A 17,398-nucleotide genomic window follows, 5' to 3' on the forward strand; every position below is an offset into this window, starting at 1 on the left:
TTCAGGCCCTCATCCCCTTCGCAGGAGCCCGGCATGCTCAAGCTCGATCTTACCGACGCGCCCGTGGCCTCCCGGCGCGCCTTCCTCGGCGGGGCGGCGATGGGCGCCGTGCTGCTCGCCTTCCGGCTCGACCTCCGCGGCGCCCGCGCGGCGGAAGGCGGCGGGCCCGACCTGTCCAAGGGCCCGGCCCAGCCCAACGCCTTCGTGCGGATCGCCGCCGACGACACCGTCACGGTGATGATCAAGCATCTCGATATGGGCCAGGGCAACACGACCGGGCTCGCCACGATCCTGGCCGACGAGCTCGACGCCGACTGGGCGCAGATCCGCGTCGCCTTCGCGCCCGCCGATGCCAAGCTCTACAACAACCTCCTGATGGGTCCCGTGCAGGGCACCGGCGGCTCCACGGCGATCGCCAATTCCTGGTTCCAACTGCGCAAGGCGGGGGCGGCGGCCCGCGCCATGCTAGTCGCGGCCGCGGCCGACACATGGGGCGTTCCGGCCTCCGAGATCACGGTCTCGAAGGGCGTGCTCTCGCACAAATCGGGCAAGCAGGGCCGGTTCGGTGAGTTCGCCGAGGCCGCGGCGGCCAAAGCCGTGCCGCAGGAGCCGCGCCTCAAGGCGCCCTCCGAGTGGACCCTGATCGGCAAGGGCGTGCCGCGGATCGACTCGGCCGCCAAGACCGACGGCTCGGCGATCTATTCCCTCGACATCCGCCGGCCCGGACAGGTGACGGCGCTCGTCGCCCACCCGCCGCGCTTCGGTGCGAGCGTCCGGAAGGTCGATGCGGAGGCCGCCCAGGGCATGGCCGGCGTCCTCGCTGTCGTGACGATCCCGTCCGGCGTGGCCGTGATCGCCCGCGACACCTGGACCGCGATGAAGGCCCGCGAGGCCCTCAAGATCGAGTGGGACGAATCCGCCGCGGAGAAGCGCTCCTCGGACGCGATCCTCGCCGAGTACCGCGCGACGGCCCGGACGCCCGGCCTCGTCGCCTCGCAGGCGGGCGATGCCGATGCGGCGATCAAGGGCGCGGCCAAGGTGCTGGAGGCGGAGTTCTCCTTCCCCTACCTCGCCCATGCCTCGATGGAGCCCCTCAACGCCACGATCGAGCGGGCGGCGGACGGCTCGTTCGATGTCTATGCCGGCTGCCAGATCCAGACGATCGAGCAGGCGGTGGTGGCGGCCACCCTCGGCGTGACGACGGACAAGGTCCGGCTCCACACCCAATGGGCCGGCGGCTCGTTCGGCCGCCGTGCGACGCCCGGCGCCGATTACTTCGCCGAGGCCGCCGCGATCGTGAAGGCCTGGGACGGCAAGGCTCCGGTCCATCTCGTCTGGACCCGCGAGGACGACATGGCGGGCGGCTATTACCGGCCGCAGGTCTACCACACGGTCAAGGCCGGCCTCGACGCCAAGGGCCAGGTCGCGGGCTGGCGCCACACCATGGTGGGCAAGTCGATCATGATCGGCTCGCCGTTCGAGGCGATGCTGGTCAAGAACGGCATCGACGGCACCACGGTCGAGGGCGCCTCCGACACCCCCTACGGCCTGCCGGCCTACCGCTTCGAGGTCCATAACGGCCGCGAGGGCGTGCCGGTGCTGTGGTGGCGCTCGGTCGGCCACACCCACACCGCCCACGTGATGGAGGTGTTCATCGACGAGCTGGCCCACGCGGCCGGCGCCGATCCGGTCGCCTACCGGCTGTCGCTGCTCACCCGGGCGCCGCGCCTGTCGGGGGTGCTGCGCCTCGCCGCCGAGAAGGCGGGCTGGGGGGAGAAGGGTGCCGAGAAGGGTCGCGGCGTGGGCGTCGCGGTCCACCAATCCTTCGGCTCCTACGTCGCCATGGCGGCGGACGTGACGGCGGGCGAGTCCGGCGTGAAGGTCAATCGCATCGTCGCCGCCGTCGATATCGGCATCGCGGTCAATCCGGACGTGGTGCGGGCCCAGGTCGAGGGGGCGGTCGGTTTCGCGCTCTCGTCGGTGCTGCGCAACCGCATCACCCTGAAGGACGGCGTGGTGCAGGAGACCAATTTCGACAGCTACCAGCCCACCCGCATCTCCGAGATGCCCCGGGTCGAGGTTCACATCATGCCCTCCGACATGCCCCCCACCGGCATCGGCGAGCCCGGCGTGCCGGTGCTGGCGCCCGCGATCTCCAACGCGATCTTCGCGGCCACCGGCCAGCGCCTGCGCTCGCTGCCACTGGACCTGGCGAGCCTTAGGGGCGCGTGAGGCCCAGCGGACCGGTTCGATGCCGCAAGGAGCCCCATCCTCACCCTCATCCTGAGGTCCTAGATCGGATGAGCCGGTCGAACAGAATATGAAGGGGCATGAGGTCGCGACCGTGCCCCACCCTCGTCACTTGATGTAATTCACCAGGGTCAGTTCCGAGAGCATCGACGTGACCTTGTAGCTCGCCTGGAGCTGGGTCTGCAGGCTGACGAGCTTGGCGGCGACCTCCTGGGTCGAGACCGTGTCGATGCCGTCGAGGGCGTTCTCCAGGGTCGCCCGGGTCGCGGAGGCGACGGATTTGGCGTTGGCCATATTGCTCGCCGCGATACCGAAATCCGTGCCGAGCGCTTCGAGGCCGGCCCGATCCGCCGCCGGCGTGAGAGCGCCCGACACCCGCTCGGCGGTGGCCCGGAAGCGGGCGGTATCGACCGTCCCGGTGGCGTCGGTGAAGTTCTCCGCCGCCACCGCCGCGAGGCCGGCGAGGGTCTTGCGGATCGCCGCTTCGTTGGCCTGAGCCCCGATCTCGACGATGCGGCTCGCCCCCACCTGCACGCTCGCGGTCGCCCGCGGATCGGCTGCGTCGTCCCCCTGATACCAGATCACCGTGCCGGTGCTGGCCTGGGAGGCGTAGCCGTTGCCGTCGGCGGATACGCGGCGCGGCGCGAGGCCGGCGGTCGGGCTGCCCTCGAAGAAGTTCGTCGAGGCGCGCAGGGTGGAGCTCGCCGCCAATTCGGTCCCGGCGGTGGTCTTCAGGGCGTTGGACAGCGTCCGAGAGAGGTTGGCGGCGGTCTCCTCCCGGCTCGCCCCGATGGCGAAGGTCGTGGGTGAGGCCGCGTCCGCGCTGGGCCGCGCGGTCAGCTGGATCGTCTGGGTGGTGCCGTCGTGCAGGGCGAGCTTCAGCGTGACCGTGTCGCCGTCCTTGGGGATATCGGCGACCGACAGCTTGATCGAGGCGGAGCTGCCTCCCGAGAAGGTCGCCGACAATCCCGGCGGCGTCGCGCTCTGCGCGCTGGCGATGGCCCCCGCCCCCGGCAGGCTCGCCAGCAGATTCTTCAGGTTGGCGGCGGTCTCCGTGGGGCTTGCCCCGATGGCGAAGGAATCGGTGGACCCGGCGAGCGGGCTGGTGCGGGCGGTGAGATCGTAGGTCGCTTGGCTGCCGTCGGGCAGGTTCACCGCCACCCGGACCCGCATGCCGTCGCTGGGATTCTGCGCGAAGACCGGGGTGACGGTGGGCGCCGTTCCCGCGGTCAGGGTGGTCGTGATGGCGCCGCCCGCCGAGCCGCTGGCGCCGACGAGGGAGAAGCCGAAATTCGCCCGCGCCTGGGCGTTGCCGTCCTCGGTCAGCGTGATGGCGGTCCCGCTGCTCGCCTGGGTGAGGCGACCGTTGCCGGCCGGGCCGAGATCGGCCTGCTTCTGCTCGGCGATCAGCGTCTTGAGTCCGACGAGGCCGCTCGCCGCATCACCGTTCAGGATCGTCTCCCGGGAGACCACGGGGCGGGTGTCGGTCGCCCGGCCGGAGAAGACGTAGACATCGCCCGATTGCTGGTTGAGGGCGTCGATGGCCGCCGAGAGGCTGTTGTCGGCCGATTGCACGCTCGTGGCCGGAAGGGCTTGGTTCTGTGAGGCGAGAAGGCCGTTCAGGCTGGAGCGGGTGCTGTCCGTCAACGTCTTGAGCTGGGTCAGGCTGGCGCTCGTCAGCTTCACCCGCGTGTCGGCGGAAGTGATCGCCGCGAGGTAGCCGTCCTGGGCGCTGATCGCCGCGCGGGTGCTGAGACTGGTGGTGCGGCCGGGGCCGAGGCCGCCATAGGTGTCGGCGGTGCGTCCGGTCGAGAGCTGGCGCGTCAGGTCGTCGAGCTGGGACTTCATCTCGGTGAGGCCCGACGCCTGACGGTCGAAGCGGTAGGTGCCGGCGGCGAAGGAGGCGATGGTCGTCATGGGCGCGGGGCCTCCGTCAGATCCGCATCAGGGTGTCGAGCATGTCGCGGGCGGCGGTGAGCACGCGGGCATTGGCCGTGTAGGCCTGCTGCAGCGCGATCAGGTTCGACATCTCCTGATCGATGCTGACGCCGGAGGTCGAGGCGAAGCGTCCCTGCGCGGTCGAGAGGGCGATGCTCTGACCCTCGTCGAGATCCTGGGCGGCGGCGGCGGCCGAGCCCTGCATCGCGATCACGTCCTGCACGAAGGTCGCCACGCTGGAGGTGGTGGGCGCGTCGATGCCGCCGATTCCGCTCGCCGAGGAGAAGGTGCGCCGCGTCGTCGTCACGGCGTCGTAGAGCGCCTGCGGCCGGGTCGCGTCCCCCGTGCTCGTGCCCGTGCCGGTGATGCCGACGAGGGCGGCGGCGTTACCCGCGACCGCCGGATTGATGCTGATGCGCTGGGCGAAGCCCGTGAGCTGCGATCCCCCCTCGAACGAACCGGTGAACAGGGTTCCGGCCTTGCCGTCGACGAAGAGCGGGATCTGGGTCTTGCCGCTGTTGATATCGGCCGCCGAGCTGACCTGCGTCACGCTGGCCGAGGCGGCGATCAGGCTCGCGCTGCCGCTGGCGACGATGCGCACCGCTCCGCTGGCACCGCCCGGCGCCGCCGAGACCGCGTAGCCGCCCCCCGACAGAGCCTGACCGATGGCCGCAGCCATGGTCGCGGGGGCGCCGGCTCCGCTGCCGGGCAGCCGGAACGGGATCACGGTCGCCTCGGAATCCTCCGTCCCCGCCGCCGGAACCGAGGCCGGCGGGGTGCCGGAGAACGGCATCAGGATGATGTTGCGCTGCGTGCCGCCGTCCTGCACCGTCAGGGTGATCGCGTTGCCCGAGGACAGGCCGGTCAGGTCGATGTCGAGGGCCCCCGCCGTGCCGTCGGCGGGCTTCGAGCCGGTGGCGACGCGGTCCGACATCGATCGGGCGAGGCCTGCGGCGAGATCGTCGAGCTGGCGCTGGGCCTGGGGCAGCACGGTGTCGCGCAGCTCGACCGCCGCCGCGATCGAGCCGGAGCGGATCGCGCCCGAATCGATCAGGTCGATCTTGCCGCCTCCCGGGGTCGTCGCGACGATGGTGCCGACCCCGCTCTCGCTCGGATCGTTCGAGTAGAGCGCCCCCGCCGCGAGCGTGCCTCGGCCGGAGAAGCTCAGGGTCGCGGCGTTCTCGTGATCGACCAGGGTCACGCCCGACCCCGTCAGCACGCTGACGCTGCCGTCGTTCTGGGTCACCGCGTTGATGTCCATCAGGGCCGACAGGCTGTTCAGCGCCTGATCACGCTGGTCCTCGAGTTCGGGGCGGGCCGCATCGCTCTCCGGCGTGGTGCCGAGGCGTACGTTGAGCTTGGCGAGTTGCGCGAGCAGATTGCTGGCGTCCTTCGTATCGGTGGCAAGCTGCGCCTCGAGGCCCGAGCGCAGAGCCTGCACGCCGTTGGCGGCCGTCCCGATGGTCGAGGCGAGGCCGGACGCCGCCGAGATCACGGTGCTGCGGGCCGCCGTCGAGGTCGGGTTGGCGGCGAGCGATTGCAGCGAGAGGGTGAAGCTGTTGAACATGCCGTCGAGGGCGGACGGATCGCCCGGCCGGCCGTAGAGCGCGTCGAGTTGCGTGCGGATGCCCGACATCGTCGAGGTGTAGGCCGCCCCCGACGTCTCGGACCGCAGCTGCTTGAGCGCCGCCGCGTCGATCGCCCGGGTGATGGTGCCGGAGGCCACGCCCGAATTGCCCGGCCCCGTGGTGATCGGCGAAAGGCTGCGCCGGACGTAGCCGACGGTGCCGACATTGGCGATGTTCTGGGAGACGACCCCGATCTGAGACTGCGTCAGGCGCAGGCCCGCCGTTGCCGTCGTGAACGCGTCAAAGGCCAAGGCCGCCCTCCCTCTTCATGCCCGATGCCGCGTCCGGTCGGTCAACCGGGCGCGGCGATCTCCGCCGCCGAGGCGGAGAAAGCCGCCTCAGCGAATGACGTTGATCAGATCCGAGAGCATGCTCTGCGCGGTCGACATCACCCGGGTGTTGGCCGAATAGGCCTGCTGGGTGATGATCATCTTGGAGAATTCCGCGGCGACGTCGGTGTTCGATTGCTCGACATTGGCGCCCACCACCGTGCTGTTGCGCAACCCGACGAGGGGCTCGCCCGAGGACGTCGTCTGCTGGTAGTTGCCGAGCGAGTCGGCCTTCAGTCCGTCGGGATTGGTGAACTGCACCACCTGGACCCGGGCGAGATCGAGCGTCCTGCCGTTCGAGTAGGTGCCGCGGATCACTCCATCCTCGCCGACCTCGACCACGTTGAGCGAGCCGGAGGCGTAGCCGTCCTGCTTCAGAGTGCTGGTCGTCGCCGTGCCGCCGGACGAGGCGTACTGGGTCAGGCCGCCGCTGAGATCGAGGGTCAGCGAGGCGACCGGGGTATTGTCGATGGTGAGGTCCGGGATCGTCAGGGTGCCGCCGGTCGGAGCAGAGAGCTGCCCGCTGGCGCCGAACTGGAAGGCCTGACCCAGATTGGTCCAGCCGGTCTGGCTGCCCGAGACGCCCGGCTTGTCGGCGTAGAACAGGTTCCAGGTGTCCTTCGTGTCGCCGCTCGCATTGGCGACCTTGGCCCACCGGGTCTTCAGGCTCACCGGCGCGCCCGCGGCGGTATAGACGGTGAGTTCGGGGCCGCCGATGCTGTTGTCGATCAGGGTCTGGGCATCGGAGGCGTCGACCTTGCCGGTTCCGGTGCCGGAGAGCACCCGCGCATCCCGATCCGCGGCGAAGGCCGGCAGGAGGCCGTCATTGATCTTGGCTTGGGTGGTGGTCGGCGTCCGAGGGAGGTTGGCCGCGTAGGCGATCGTCGCCGTGGCCTTGGCCGGCAGAAGCCCGTTCGAGATCCGGATCGGGCCGTCCGAGATCGTCTGGCCGGTGGCCGGATCGAGACTCGCGCCGCTGAGATAGGAGCCCGCTCCGTTGACGAGGTAGCCGTCCTTATCCTGGGCGAAATCGCCGCGGCGGGTGAAGAGGTTCGACGCGGAGAAGTTCGTCGCCCCGCCGGAATCGGTGGTCTTCTTCTGGACAACGAAGAAGCCGTCCCCGTTGAGCGCCATGTTGGTCGCGACGCCGGTCTCCTTCAGGGAGCCCTGGATCGAGTTGGTCATCTCGGAATAGGCCGAGACCGAGCCGGAGACCTGATGCTTGGGATCCTGCTCGGCGATGAGATCGACGAAGCTGGTATCGATCCGCTTGTAGCCGGTGGTCTGCGAATTCGCGATGTTGCCGGAGATGTTGTCGAGGGAGAAGGCCTGCGCCTTCAAGCCTGAAACCGCTGTCTGCAGCGCGGTAAAGATGTCCATGGCCCTGGCTTCTCCGAAAGAACCGCTCGGGGCGGCCGTCTCCTGGAACACCGGTTCAGCAACCGCCATGCCATGCCCAAGGTATTGATTTCGTTAGAGCGTTCGATCGAATACCCGGCAAATTCGGACCAAGCCGACATTTCGGCCCGGCAGAACCTGCCGGGCCGAAATGCCGTTTACGCCCCGTTATGGGGAGCGCGCTATCCTTCCGGTCGGGATCGCTCGGACGAGACAGATGAAAAGCAAGCGGACGAGCCTCGTCCACCTGATCTACTTCTCACGTCTGAACCTTTCGGCCGATCCCGCTGCTCGCACCAAGCAGATCGGCGAGATCACCCGGCAGGCTCAGAAGAAGAACGAGTTCGCCGTCATCACGAGCTTCCTCGTCATCGACGGCCCGTTCGCCGTCCAGGTGATCGAGGGTGAGCGGCTCTCGGTCCACGAGACGTTCCAGCGCATCGCCAGCGACAACCGCCATCGCGACGTTCAGATCGTCGAGTGGCGCGAGATCTCCAAACGCGAATTCGTCACCTCGTTCACCACGGTGACGCGCTCGGCGGCGAACGAGGTGCATTTCGCCAAGTCCGGTCTGCTGCCCATGCTCCAGCGGGGCACGCCGAAGGGGGCCGTCATCCACGGCCTCGCCGTCACCCTCCAGGCCGAGTCGATGGCCAAGCAGGGCATCGACCACCTGTTCGTGTGAGGCAGACGCCTCCGAAGGGCCCCCCGAATCCATGAGCGACACGCTTCCCATCCTGATCGTCGACGACCAGCCCAAGCTGATGCGGCTGGTCATCGAGTTGATGACGCGCCTCGGCTTCCCCGAGGTGGAGGGTGTGACCGACGGTCCCGAGGCGCTCGAGCGCCTGCGCGGGCGGCGCTACGCTCTGGTGATCTCGGATCTGAACATGGAGCCGATGGACGGGCTGCAGCTCCTGCGCGAGATCCGGGCGGACGATGCGCTGATGAACACGCCCTTCATCCTCACCGAGACCTCGTTCGACTTCGAGGACATCAACCTCGCCCACGTGGCCGGCGCCGACGCCTTCATCCTCAAGCCGTTCGACATCAATCTGCTCAAGACCAAGCTGAAGCAGGTGCTGAACCGCAAGCCCCGCCGCCGCGACGCGCCGCTGCCCACGGAATCGACGCTCAGCCAGGACTTCCCGCTGCTCGGCAAGTTCTGAGAGTCGAATCGTCCGGCGCCACACCGCGTCGGCGGCGCGCCGGGCACCGATCCGCCCGCGCTTTGAGGATCCGCCTCACCGCCCGGAGCGCGGATGCGGGGCAGACACGTCCCAAGGTTGCAAAGCCGAATCACGTGGGCAGGCCCCGACGGAAGGCCGCGATCCCCGTCCCGAATCGGCGCGAGGCGTGCCCTGATCGCGGGCGCTCTCCCGGACGCCTCCCCCGCCGCCCCGGCAAAACGCTCGTTTTGCGGCAATCGCCGGGATAAAAACGACTTCAACGGGCATTTTGTGATACCCTCTTAACGTCAGCGCGCGCATTCTGGCCCCTGGAAGGAGCCGGCCCCTGACCATCATGCGATCGCCTGCCGAACAGCGTGCCGAAAGGGTCGTGCGGCCTCCCATGGAGGATCGGGTTGGGACGCGGGCCGATGCCGCTCGACCCGGATCGGCAACGATCCGCGCGCGCATCGCGCAGGCCGGCTTCCGGATCGGCCTGATCGTCGTCGCCCTCGCCGCGACTGCCCTCGTGACGACCGCCCTGGGAGCGCAGCTCGGCCCCGTCCTCGGGAGCGCGATCGTCGGCCTAGCCGCAGCGGTGGCGCTCGGTCTCGTCATCGTGATCCTGGCCCGCCTGGCCCGGAGCCTCGCCGACAGCGCCGCCATCGCCGGACGCCTTGCCGCCGCGGATGTCTCCACCGAGGGGACCGGCCTCGCCGAGTTCGATGCCCTGCTCGCACGGATCGCCGGCCTGCGGACGGCCTATGACGACTTGGCCGGGCAGCTCGCCGCCCTCCGTTCCGCCCCCGAGACCCGGATCGGTGCGGCGCTCGCCGCCGGCGCAACCATCCCCATGCGGCTGACCGACGCCGACGGGCGCTTGGCCTGGGCGGCACCCGCCGGCACGGTCCTGGCCGGTTCGGGATACGGGGGACGCGACGAGGAGGCGCTGACGGGGGACGGACGACGGTTCCGGGCCGAGCACGTGCCCGTCGCCGATGGCGGCAGGCTGACCCTGCTGTTCGACGTCACCGCCCTGACGCGGCGCGAGGCGGAATTGAGCGAGCGCCTCTACCGGATCGAGACGGCCCTCGACACCATGCCCCAGGGCTTCCTGCTCTACGACGCCGCGTACCGGCTGCTGGCCGTGAACCGGCGCTACCACGAGATTTTCCGCCTGCCGCCCGGCAGCATCATCGAGGGGATGGCCCCCACCGAGGTCTTGTCCCGCAACGCGGCGGCGGGCGCTCATCCGGACCGACTCCCGAACGGAGCCTTCGCCGAGGAGGATGGGGCGATGCGGGCCGATTCCATGTCCGCCCGGATCCAGCGCCTCGCCGATGGGCGCGTCGTCGCCATCGAGTCGCATCCCCTGCCCTGCGGCGGCAGCGCGTCGTTCTACGAGGACGTGACCGAGCGATGGCAGTCGGAGGCCCGCATCGCGCATATGGCGCGGCACGATGCCCTGACGGACCTGCCCAACCGCCTGCTCCTGCGGGAGCGGATCGAGGGCGCCATCACCCTTGCCCGCCGCAACACCGGCTTCGCGGTGTTGTGCCTCGACCTCGACAACTTCAAGCAGGTCAACGACACCCTCGGCCACGGGGTCGGCGACGAGTTGCTGCGGGCGGTGACGCACCGCCTCCGGGCCTGCCTGCGCGACGTCGACACGGTGGCACGGCTCGGCGGCGACGAGTTCGCGATCATTCAGGCCTGCGTCGAAAGCGCGGCGGAAGCCGGAACCCTGGCCCGTCGGATCATCGAGGTGGTGAGCGCGCCCTATACCCTGACGCACCACGCCGTCACGGTCGGCGTGAGCATCGGCATCGCCCTCGCCCCCGGCGACGGGCTTGAGCCGGACCGGCTGATGCAATGCGCCGACGTCGCGCTCTATCGCGCCAAGGCGGATGGGCGCGGCATCTACCGCTTCTTCGAGGCCGAGATGGATGCCCGCCTCCAGGCCCGGCGCGCCCTGGAACTCGACCTGCGCGCCGCCTTCGAGGCGGAGGCCTTCGATCTGCACTACCAGCCGATCTACGATCTGACGGCCGAGCGCATCTGCGGCTTCGAGGCGCTTTTGCGCTGGAATCATCCCCTGCGCGGCCGGGTCTCGCCCACCGAATTCGTGCCGCTCGCCGAGGAGATCGGCCTGATCGTGCCGTTGGGCGAATGGGTTCTGCGCCGCGCCTGCCGCGAGGCGGCGGGCTGGCCGGACGACCTCAAGCTCGCCGTGAACGTCTCGGCGGCGCAGTTCACCTCCGTCGGGCTCATCACCATGGTGCGGGACGCCCTGGCCGAGAGCCATCTGCCCGCCCATCGCCTCGAACTCGAAATCACCGAGGGCGTGCTGCTGGTGAACGGCAACGCCACGGTCGCGATCCTGCACGGGCTGCGGGGCCTGGGCACCCGCATCGCCATGGACGATTTCGGCACGGGCTACTCGTCGCTGAGCTACCTGCGCAGCTTCCCCTTCGACAAGATGAAGGTCGATCGCTGCTTCACCCGCGATCTCATGGCCGAGCCCGGCTCCGGCTTCATCGTGCGGGCGGTCATCAGCCTCGCCTCCAGCCTCGGCATGATCACGACGGCGGAGGGCGTCGAAACCCCCGAGCAGCTCGCCCGCCTGCGCGAGGAGGGCTGCAACGAGGCGCAGGGCTACCTGTTCAGCCCGCCGGTGCCCGCCTCCGAGGTGCCCGCCCTGCTGGAAACCTGGAACGGCGGCGGGCGCCGCGCGGCCTGAGGGTCTGCCCGGCGGGGCGCACGGCCCGGCGCCGGACGGCCGTTACGCGGCCTCGGCCGCCCGGGCCGGCGGACGCTCGCGCGACACCTTCGCCACCGCCGCGCGCAGCGTCGAGAGGTCGGCATCCGGCGCCATCCCGGCCGTGGCGAGGTGCCGGCGAAAGGCCCGCGCGCCGGGCCGCCCGTTGAACAGGCCGAGCATGTGGCGGGTGAAGGCGTGGAGCCGCATCCCGCGCGCGAGGGCATCGTGGATCGTCGGCGCCAGCGCCTCGACCGCCGCGAAGGCATCGGGAACGGGCGCGGGCTCGCCGAAGATCTCGGGATCGACCTCGAGCAGGAGCGCCGGCTCGGTATAGGCGGCGCGCCCGATCATCACCCCATCGACTTCGGCCAGCCGGTCGCAGGCGTCCCCGATCGTTCGGACGCCGCCATTGATCGCGATCGGCAGATCGGGCCGGGTCGCCTTGAGGCGCGCGACCCGCCCGTAATCGAGGGGTGGCACGTCGCGGTTCTCCCGCGGCGACAGGCCCTTCAGCCAAGCCTTCCGCGCATGCACGATCAGCCCGTCGACCCCCGCCGCCACGACCGCCCCGGCCAGGGCGTCGAGGGCCTCCTCCGTGTCCTGATCATCGACCCCGAGGCGGCACTTCACCGTCACCGGCACGGAGACGGCGGCCTTCATCGCCGCCACGCAATCGCCGACCAGCGCCGGTTCGCGCATCAGGCAGGCCCCGAAGCGGCCATCCTGCACCCGGTCCGACGGGCAGCCGACATTGAGATTGACCTCGGCATAGCCGAACGCCTCCGCGATCCGCGCGGCGCGGGCGAGATCGCCCGGATCGGAGCCCCCCAGCTGCACCGCCACCGGTTGCTCGACCGCGTCGAAGCCGAGCAGCCGCTCGCGATCCCCGTGCAGCACCGCCCCGGTGGTCACCATCTCGGTGTAGAGCCGGGCGCGACGCGAGAGGACCCGGTGGAACGCCCGGCATTGCCGGTCGGTCCAATCCATCATCGGGGCGACGGAGAAGCGGAGATCCTGCGCGATCATGCGCGGATCAGTGCCGGTGGCCGTGTCGGTCGTGATCGTGGTCATGCCCGTGCGCGTGGTCATGGGAGTGATCATGGTCGTGCGAATGATCATGGGAATGCGCGTGACCGTGGTCATGCCCGTGGTCATGTGCGTGATCGTGCCCATGATCATGCTTTTCGGCGTGATGATGGTGCCCGTGGTCGTGTCCATGATCGTGCGAATGATCGTGGCCGCAGGTGCTGTGGTCGTGGGCGGCCTTCTCGGGGCGGAAGGCCCGCGACACCGGCTCGGCGGCGCAGCCGGAGCCGCGCACCAGCTCCGCCGCGCTCGCCGGCACGTAGAGCACCTCGGCGCCGACCTCGGCCGGGACGTGGCTGCCGCCGAGCTGCCAGGCGAGGCGCAGGAGCCGGGCCGGGCTGCCCGCGCGCACTTCGAGGAGCGCCTCCTCGGCGGCGAGCACGCCGACGAGCCGCCCGTCCTCCAGGCGCAGCGCATCACCATCCTCCAGGCCCGAGGCCCGCTCCAGGGCCAGATCGATGCAAAGCCCGCCCGCCGTGTGGAAATGGGCATGGCCCTGCGCGCGGGCCGCGTGATCGAGGGTGACCGTGTCGACGACCTGATCGGGCCGGACGGCGGCCTTGCGGACGATCTGACGGGCTGTGGGCATGGCATCCTCGGTCGAAGGAACGGCGGCGGGCGCGGACGGCGCAGACCGACGTTTTTGCAACAGGTGCGCATCAGATGGCAGGCGCGGGCCGAAATGTCATGTCCCGGCGCGAACCAGCCGCAATCTTGGCCGTTTCGTCTGCCGGTGCTGTGAGACCACCGGTGCCCGGCGGGGTCGTCCCGCGACGAGGCCGGAGCGCCGATGCACAAGGGAGTTGCACGACCATGAAGACCTTGATCGCCGCCGCGCTCGCCGGCAGCCTCGCCCTCTCGCTCGGCGCCTGCAACACGCCTCAGGATCGCGCGCTCGGCGGCGGTGTGCTCGGCGCTGGCCTCGGCGCCGCGGTGGGCGGCCTCGCCACGGGCCGGGCCGGCGGCGCGCTCGCCGGCGCCGCGATCGGTGGCGCGGGCGGCGCCATCGCCGGTGCCGCCACGGCGCCGCGCTGCCCCTACGGCACCTACCGCGACGAGTTCGGCAACGTCTACTGCCGCTGATCGCGACACCGGACATGATGGGAGGGGCCGGGGCGAGGAGCCCCGGCCCTTCCTGTTTCGTGCAGCCTTGTTCCGGATAGGCTCGTTCCCCTGGGCTTGCACCGCGGGCCGCTTTGCGGCGTTACACTCCGGCGACCGATCCCCGAGGAGCGTCCGACCGCCCGTGCCCCGTCCCGCTATCTTCCCAACGCCCGGTGACGAGGCCGGCCGATGAGCGCAGGCATCTGGGGCAAGATCGGCGGAGCCGGGCTCGGCGTGCTGGTCGGCGGGCCGATCGGCGCGCTCGTGGGTGGCGTGGCCGGTCATTTCCTCGTGGATCGCGAGGGCGCGCCGTTCGGGCCGACGCCGCGGGACGTGGTGTTCACCACCGGCCTCGTCGCGCTCGCCGCCAAGATGGCGAAATCCGACGGCGTCGTGACCGATTCGGAGGTTCAGGCCTTCGGTCAGGTGATTCAGGTCGAGCCCGAGGCGCGGGCCGGCGTCGAGCGCCTGTTCGACCTCGCCAAGGCGACGACCGATGGGTTCGAGGCCTATGCCGGCCAGCTTGCCACGACCTTCGGCGAGGAGCCCGCGCTTCTGGAGGACGTCCTCGACGGCCTGTTCCACATCGCCAAGGCCGATGGAGCGATCCACGAAAAGGAGGAGCGCTATCTGCGCGCGGTCGCGGGCATCTTCGGCTTCGACGAGGACGGCTTCCGTCGCATCGCCGCGCGCCATGTCCGGCTGTCCGACGACCCCTATCTCGTCCTCGGCCTGGAGCGATCCGCGGATGACGCGACTCTCAAGGCGCAGTACCGGCGTCTCGTCGCCGAGACTCATCCGGACCGGGCGCTCGCCCGCGGCCTGCCGCCCGAGGCGGTGGCGATCGCGACGCGACGGCTCGCGGCGATCAACGCGGCCTGGGACCGGATCGGTGCCGAGCGGGGCCTGCGGTGACCTTTCCCGCCGACGCCCCCGCCGCCGAGGTCCTGCCCTCGCCCAATCGCGGCCCGCGGATCGCCGCGGGGATCGACATGCTGATCCTGCACTACACGGGCATGCCGACGGCCGAGGGCGCGCTCGCGCGCCTGCGCGACCCGGAGGCGGAGGTCTCGGCCCATTACCTCGTCTTCGAGGACGGGTGCGTGGTGCAACTCGTGCCGGAGGCCGAGCGGGCTTGGCATGCCGGGCGGGCGTCCTGGGCGGGGATCGGCGACATCAATTCCCGCTCCGTCGGAATCGAGATCGTCCATCCGGGCCATGACGGCGGCCTGCCGCCCTATCCGGAGGTGCAGATCGCGGCCGTGACCGCCCTCTGCGCCGACATCCTCGCCCGCCATCCGATCCCGGCGGCGCGGGTGCTGGCCCATTCCGACGTGGCGCCCGCCCGCAAGGAGGATCCCGGCGAGAATTTCCCCTGGGATCGCCTCGCGGCGGCCGGGATCGGCCATTGGGTGGCGCCGGCCCCGATCCGCGACGGACGTTTCTTCGCCATGGGCGAGGCGGGCGAGCCGATCGCGGCGCTCCAGGCGATGTTCGCCCTCTACGGCTACGACCAGCCGGTGACCGGCCGGTTCGACGAGGGAATGCGCGCGGTCGTCACCGCCTTCCAGCGCCATTTCCGCCCCGCCCGCGTGGATGGCGTCGCCGATTCCTCGACCATCACGACCCTGCGCGACCTGATCGCTGCCCTGCCGGCCTGACGGGTTCGGGAGGGAAGCGGGAAAGAAAGAGGATCGGGCGGCGTTTCGTCGCCACCGCCGCGGCGCCGCCGGGGCCGCCCTATCTGCCGGCCTCCCATGTTCGTGTTCTACTGGATCGTCGGCGTCCTGTTCGGGGCCGTGCTGCTCGCGGCCCTCGCCCGCCGCCTCGGCGCGCCCTATCCGGCCTTCCTCGCGCTCGGCGGGGCGGGCCTCGCCTTCCTGCCCGGCGTGCCGAATCTCAGCCTCGACCCGGACCTGGCGCTCGCCCTGTTCCTCGCCCCCGTGCTGATGGATGCGGGCTACGACACCTCCCTGCGCGACCTGATGCGCAACTGGCGCCCCATCGCCGGGCTCGCCATCGGCGCCGTGCTGGTGACGACGGCCGCGGTCGCGGCGGTGGCGATCTGGCTCGTACCGGACATGCCGCTGCCCGCCGCGATCGTTCTCGGCGCCATCGTCGCTCCACCGGACGCGGTGGCGGCCCTGACGGTGCTCGCCCATGTGCCGCTGCCGCACCGGCTCGCCACGATCCTGCGCGGCGAGAGCCTGCTGAACGATGCGGCCTCGCTGTTGATCTATCGCCTCGGCGTTGCCGCCGCGATCACCGGCCATTTCTCGCTCGGCGAGGTGGCGCCCGCCTTCCTGCTCAGCGTCGTCGGCGCCCTGATCGCCGGGCCGCTCGCGGCCCTCGTCTACCTGCGCGTGCTGCGCCGCTTCGCCGATGCGCCGAGCACCATCGTGCTCCAGTTCGTCGTCACCTTCGGTCTCTGGATCGCCGCCGAGGAGATCGAGCTGTCCGGCGTCCTCACCGTCGTGAGCTTCGCGATCACGGTGGCCCGGCGCGCCCCGGACCAGACCGCCCCGCGCCAGCGGGTGATCTCGAACGCAGTATGGGAGACGGTGATCTTCGTCCTCAACGTGCTGGCCTTCGTGCTGATCGGCAACCAGATCGGGCCGATCCTGGAGCGGTTGAGCGCGGCGCAGGAATTCTCCTACCTGCTGGTGGCGGCGGGCATCCTCGTCACCGTGATGGTCGTGCGCATCGCCTGGGTGCTGCCGGCCAGCGGCATCCGGCGGATGCGGTTCGGGGAGCCCGGCGCGGGGAAGGATGAAGCACGGGCCGATCTCGGAATGGGCGCGGGCTTCGCCGTGTCATGGGCCGGGATGCGGGGTCTCGTCACCGTCGCCGCCGCCCTGGCCTTGCCCGAGGGCGGGCCGGGGGGCGGCGGGTTCCCCCATCGGGACCTCATCGTGCTCACCGCCTTCTGCGTCGTGCTGGGTACCCTCGTGTTCCAAGGGCTGACCCTGCGCCCGTTGCTGCAGCGACTCGGGCTGGAGGATGCGGATCCGGTCGGGCGCGAGGTCGGGCGGGCCCGGGCCGAGGCCTACGGCGCCGCGGTCGAGACCCTGAAGAACGACACCTCCGAGGCCGCCGACGCCCTGCGCCGGGAGTTCCACGCCGTGCTGGCCCAGGCCGAGGCCCATGAGGAGGGCCTCGCCCCCGAAAGTCTCCCGGCCGACGAGCCGCGCCGCCGGGCCGTGCATGCCGCCCGCGATCGCATCCTGGCGATGCGCCGCGACGGACGGATCGGCGACGACGCCTTCTCCGTGCTGGAAGAGGAACTCGATTGGGCCGAACTCAACGCCACGCCGCGGGCGGAGGCGTGAGGGGCGTTTCGGCGCGACCCGCGGGAGGGACATCCGTCACCGCCGGCGCGTCGTCGCGGGCCATGACGGGATCGCGCGTCTTGGCGGCGCGCAGCGCGACGATCTCATGCTCAGCATGACAACCGCTCCCGTAGCTCGCGATCACTACGCCCTGTCATCAGAGATTGTTCTGTATTCGGATCGATGATTTCTGATTGATCCAATCGAATTTTTGCATCGATGGGATGCATGTTCCGCACATATGTTTCGTCTCATTGCTCAATGCTAACATCGCCACTTAACACAGATTATGATCATTGCAGTATTTCGATATCTCACAATACAATTTCAAGTTGGTCAAATCCTCATCCACCCATGAGACGCATTTCGGCCAAAAAGATTTGTTTGACCTACGATTGTCGATGTC

The 17,398-nt window shown here is 70.2% G+C and carries 13 protein-coding genes; 8 read left to right on the forward strand and 5 right to left on the reverse strand.

All coding sequences use genetic code 11. The annotated features are described in order from the left end of the window. Positions 1-33: 33 nt before the first annotated feature. Positions 34-2,232: a xanthine dehydrogenase family protein molybdopterin-binding subunit gene (locus MFF26_RS01465; protein WP_137830618.1), complete on the forward strand. Its 2,199-nt coding sequence runs from the start codon at positions 34-36 to the stop codon at positions 2,230-2,232. Between the two features lie 126 nt (positions 2,233-2,358). Here MFF26_RS01465 and MFF26_RS01470 read toward each other — a convergent pair whose 3' ends face one another. From MFF26_RS01470 to MFF26_RS01480, 3 genes are all read right to left on the reverse strand, one after another. After that, the gene (locus tag MFF26_RS01470; protein WP_137830617.1) at positions 2,359-4,167 is read right to left on the reverse strand and encodes a hypothetical protein; all 1,809 of its coding nucleotides are present in this window, start codon (positions 4,165-4,167) and stop codon (positions 2,359-2,361) included. 16 nt (positions 4,168-4,183) lie between these two features. Then, positions 4,184-6,067 (reverse strand): flagellar hook-associated protein FlgK, encoded by a 1,884-nt coding sequence (gene flgK / locus MFF26_RS01475; RefSeq protein ID WP_137830616.1) that lies wholly within the window; start codon positions 6,065-6,067, stop codon positions 4,184-4,186. A gap of 87 nt (positions 6,068-6,154) precedes the next feature. Beyond that, positions 6,155-7,525 carry a flagellar hook protein FlgE gene (locus MFF26_RS01480; protein WP_137830615.1) on the reverse strand — a complete coding sequence of 457 codons (1,371 nt, stop codon included), beginning with the start codon at positions 7,523-7,525 and terminating at the stop codon, positions 6,155-6,157. Between the two features lie 235 nt (positions 7,526-7,760). Here MFF26_RS01480 and MFF26_RS01485 point away from each other — a divergent pair, with 235 nt between their 5' ends. The 3 genes from MFF26_RS01485 (at position 7,761) to MFF26_RS01495 (ending at position 11,452) form a co-directional block, all read left to right on the forward strand. Further along, complete coding sequence (locus MFF26_RS01485) at positions 7,761-8,228, forward strand: BLUF domain-containing protein (protein ID WP_137830614.1); 468 nt, start codon at positions 7,761-7,763, stop codon at positions 8,226-8,228. Between the two features lie 31 nt (positions 8,229-8,259). Beyond that, a complete protein-coding gene (locus tag MFF26_RS01490; protein WP_137830613.1) occupies positions 8,260-8,712 on the forward strand; it encodes a response regulator in 453 nt (150 codons plus the stop codon). 391 nt (positions 8,713-9,103) lie between these two features. Further along, positions 9,104-11,452 carry a putative bifunctional diguanylate cyclase/phosphodiesterase gene (locus MFF26_RS01495; RefSeq protein WP_238307405.1) on the forward strand — a complete coding sequence of 783 codons (2,349 nt, stop codon included), beginning with the start codon at positions 9,104-9,106 and terminating at the stop codon, positions 11,450-11,452. A gap of 42 nt (positions 11,453-11,494) precedes the next feature. Here MFF26_RS01495 and dusA read toward each other — a convergent pair whose 3' ends face one another. Beyond that, positions 11,495-12,499, reverse strand: coding sequence for a tRNA dihydrouridine(20/20a) synthase DusA (gene dusA, locus MFF26_RS01500; protein WP_137830626.1), 1,005 nt, complete (start codon positions 12,497-12,499; stop codon positions 11,495-11,497). Positions 12,500-12,506: 7 nt separating this feature from the next. Continuing rightward, on the reverse strand, positions 12,507-13,148 hold the full coding sequence (locus MFF26_RS01505; RefSeq protein WP_238307406.1) for an urease accessory protein UreE: 642 nt from the start codon (positions 13,146-13,148) through the stop codon (positions 12,507-12,509). Positions 13,149-13,372: 224 nt separating this feature from the next. Here MFF26_RS01505 and MFF26_RS01510 point away from each other — a divergent pair, with 224 nt between their 5' ends. The 4 genes from MFF26_RS01510 to MFF26_RS01525 all read left to right on the forward strand — a co-directional run bounded on the left by MFF26_RS01510 (position 13,373) and on the right by MFF26_RS01525 (position 16,992). Further along, positions 13,373-13,642 carry a YMGG-like glycine zipper-containing protein gene (locus tag MFF26_RS01510; protein WP_056240730.1) on the forward strand — a complete coding sequence of 90 codons (270 nt, stop codon included), beginning with the start codon at positions 13,373-13,375 and terminating at the stop codon, positions 13,640-13,642. A 210-nt stretch (positions 13,643-13,852) separates the two neighbouring features. Then, entirely contained in the window at positions 13,853-14,578 is a 726-nt protein-coding gene (locus tag MFF26_RS01515) for a TerB family tellurite resistance protein (protein ID WP_137830611.1), read from the forward strand. Further along, entirely contained in the window at positions 14,575-15,324 is a 750-nt protein-coding gene (locus MFF26_RS01520; RefSeq protein ID WP_171015525.1) for an N-acetylmuramoyl-L-alanine amidase, read from the forward strand. The genes MFF26_RS01515 and MFF26_RS01520 overlap by 4 nt, the downstream gene beginning before the upstream one ends. Positions 15,325-15,420: 96 nt before the next feature. Further along, positions 15,421-16,992: a cation:proton antiporter gene (locus MFF26_RS01525; protein WP_137830610.1), complete on the forward strand. Its 1,572-nt coding sequence runs from the start codon at positions 15,421-15,423 to the stop codon at positions 16,990-16,992. Positions 16,993-17,398: the final 406 nt, after the last annotated feature.

The sequence above is a fragment of the Methylorubrum suomiense genome, from assembly GCF_022179765.1.
Classification (GTDB): domain Bacteria; phylum Pseudomonadota; class Alphaproteobacteria; order Rhizobiales; family Beijerinckiaceae; genus Methylobacterium; species Methylobacterium suomiense.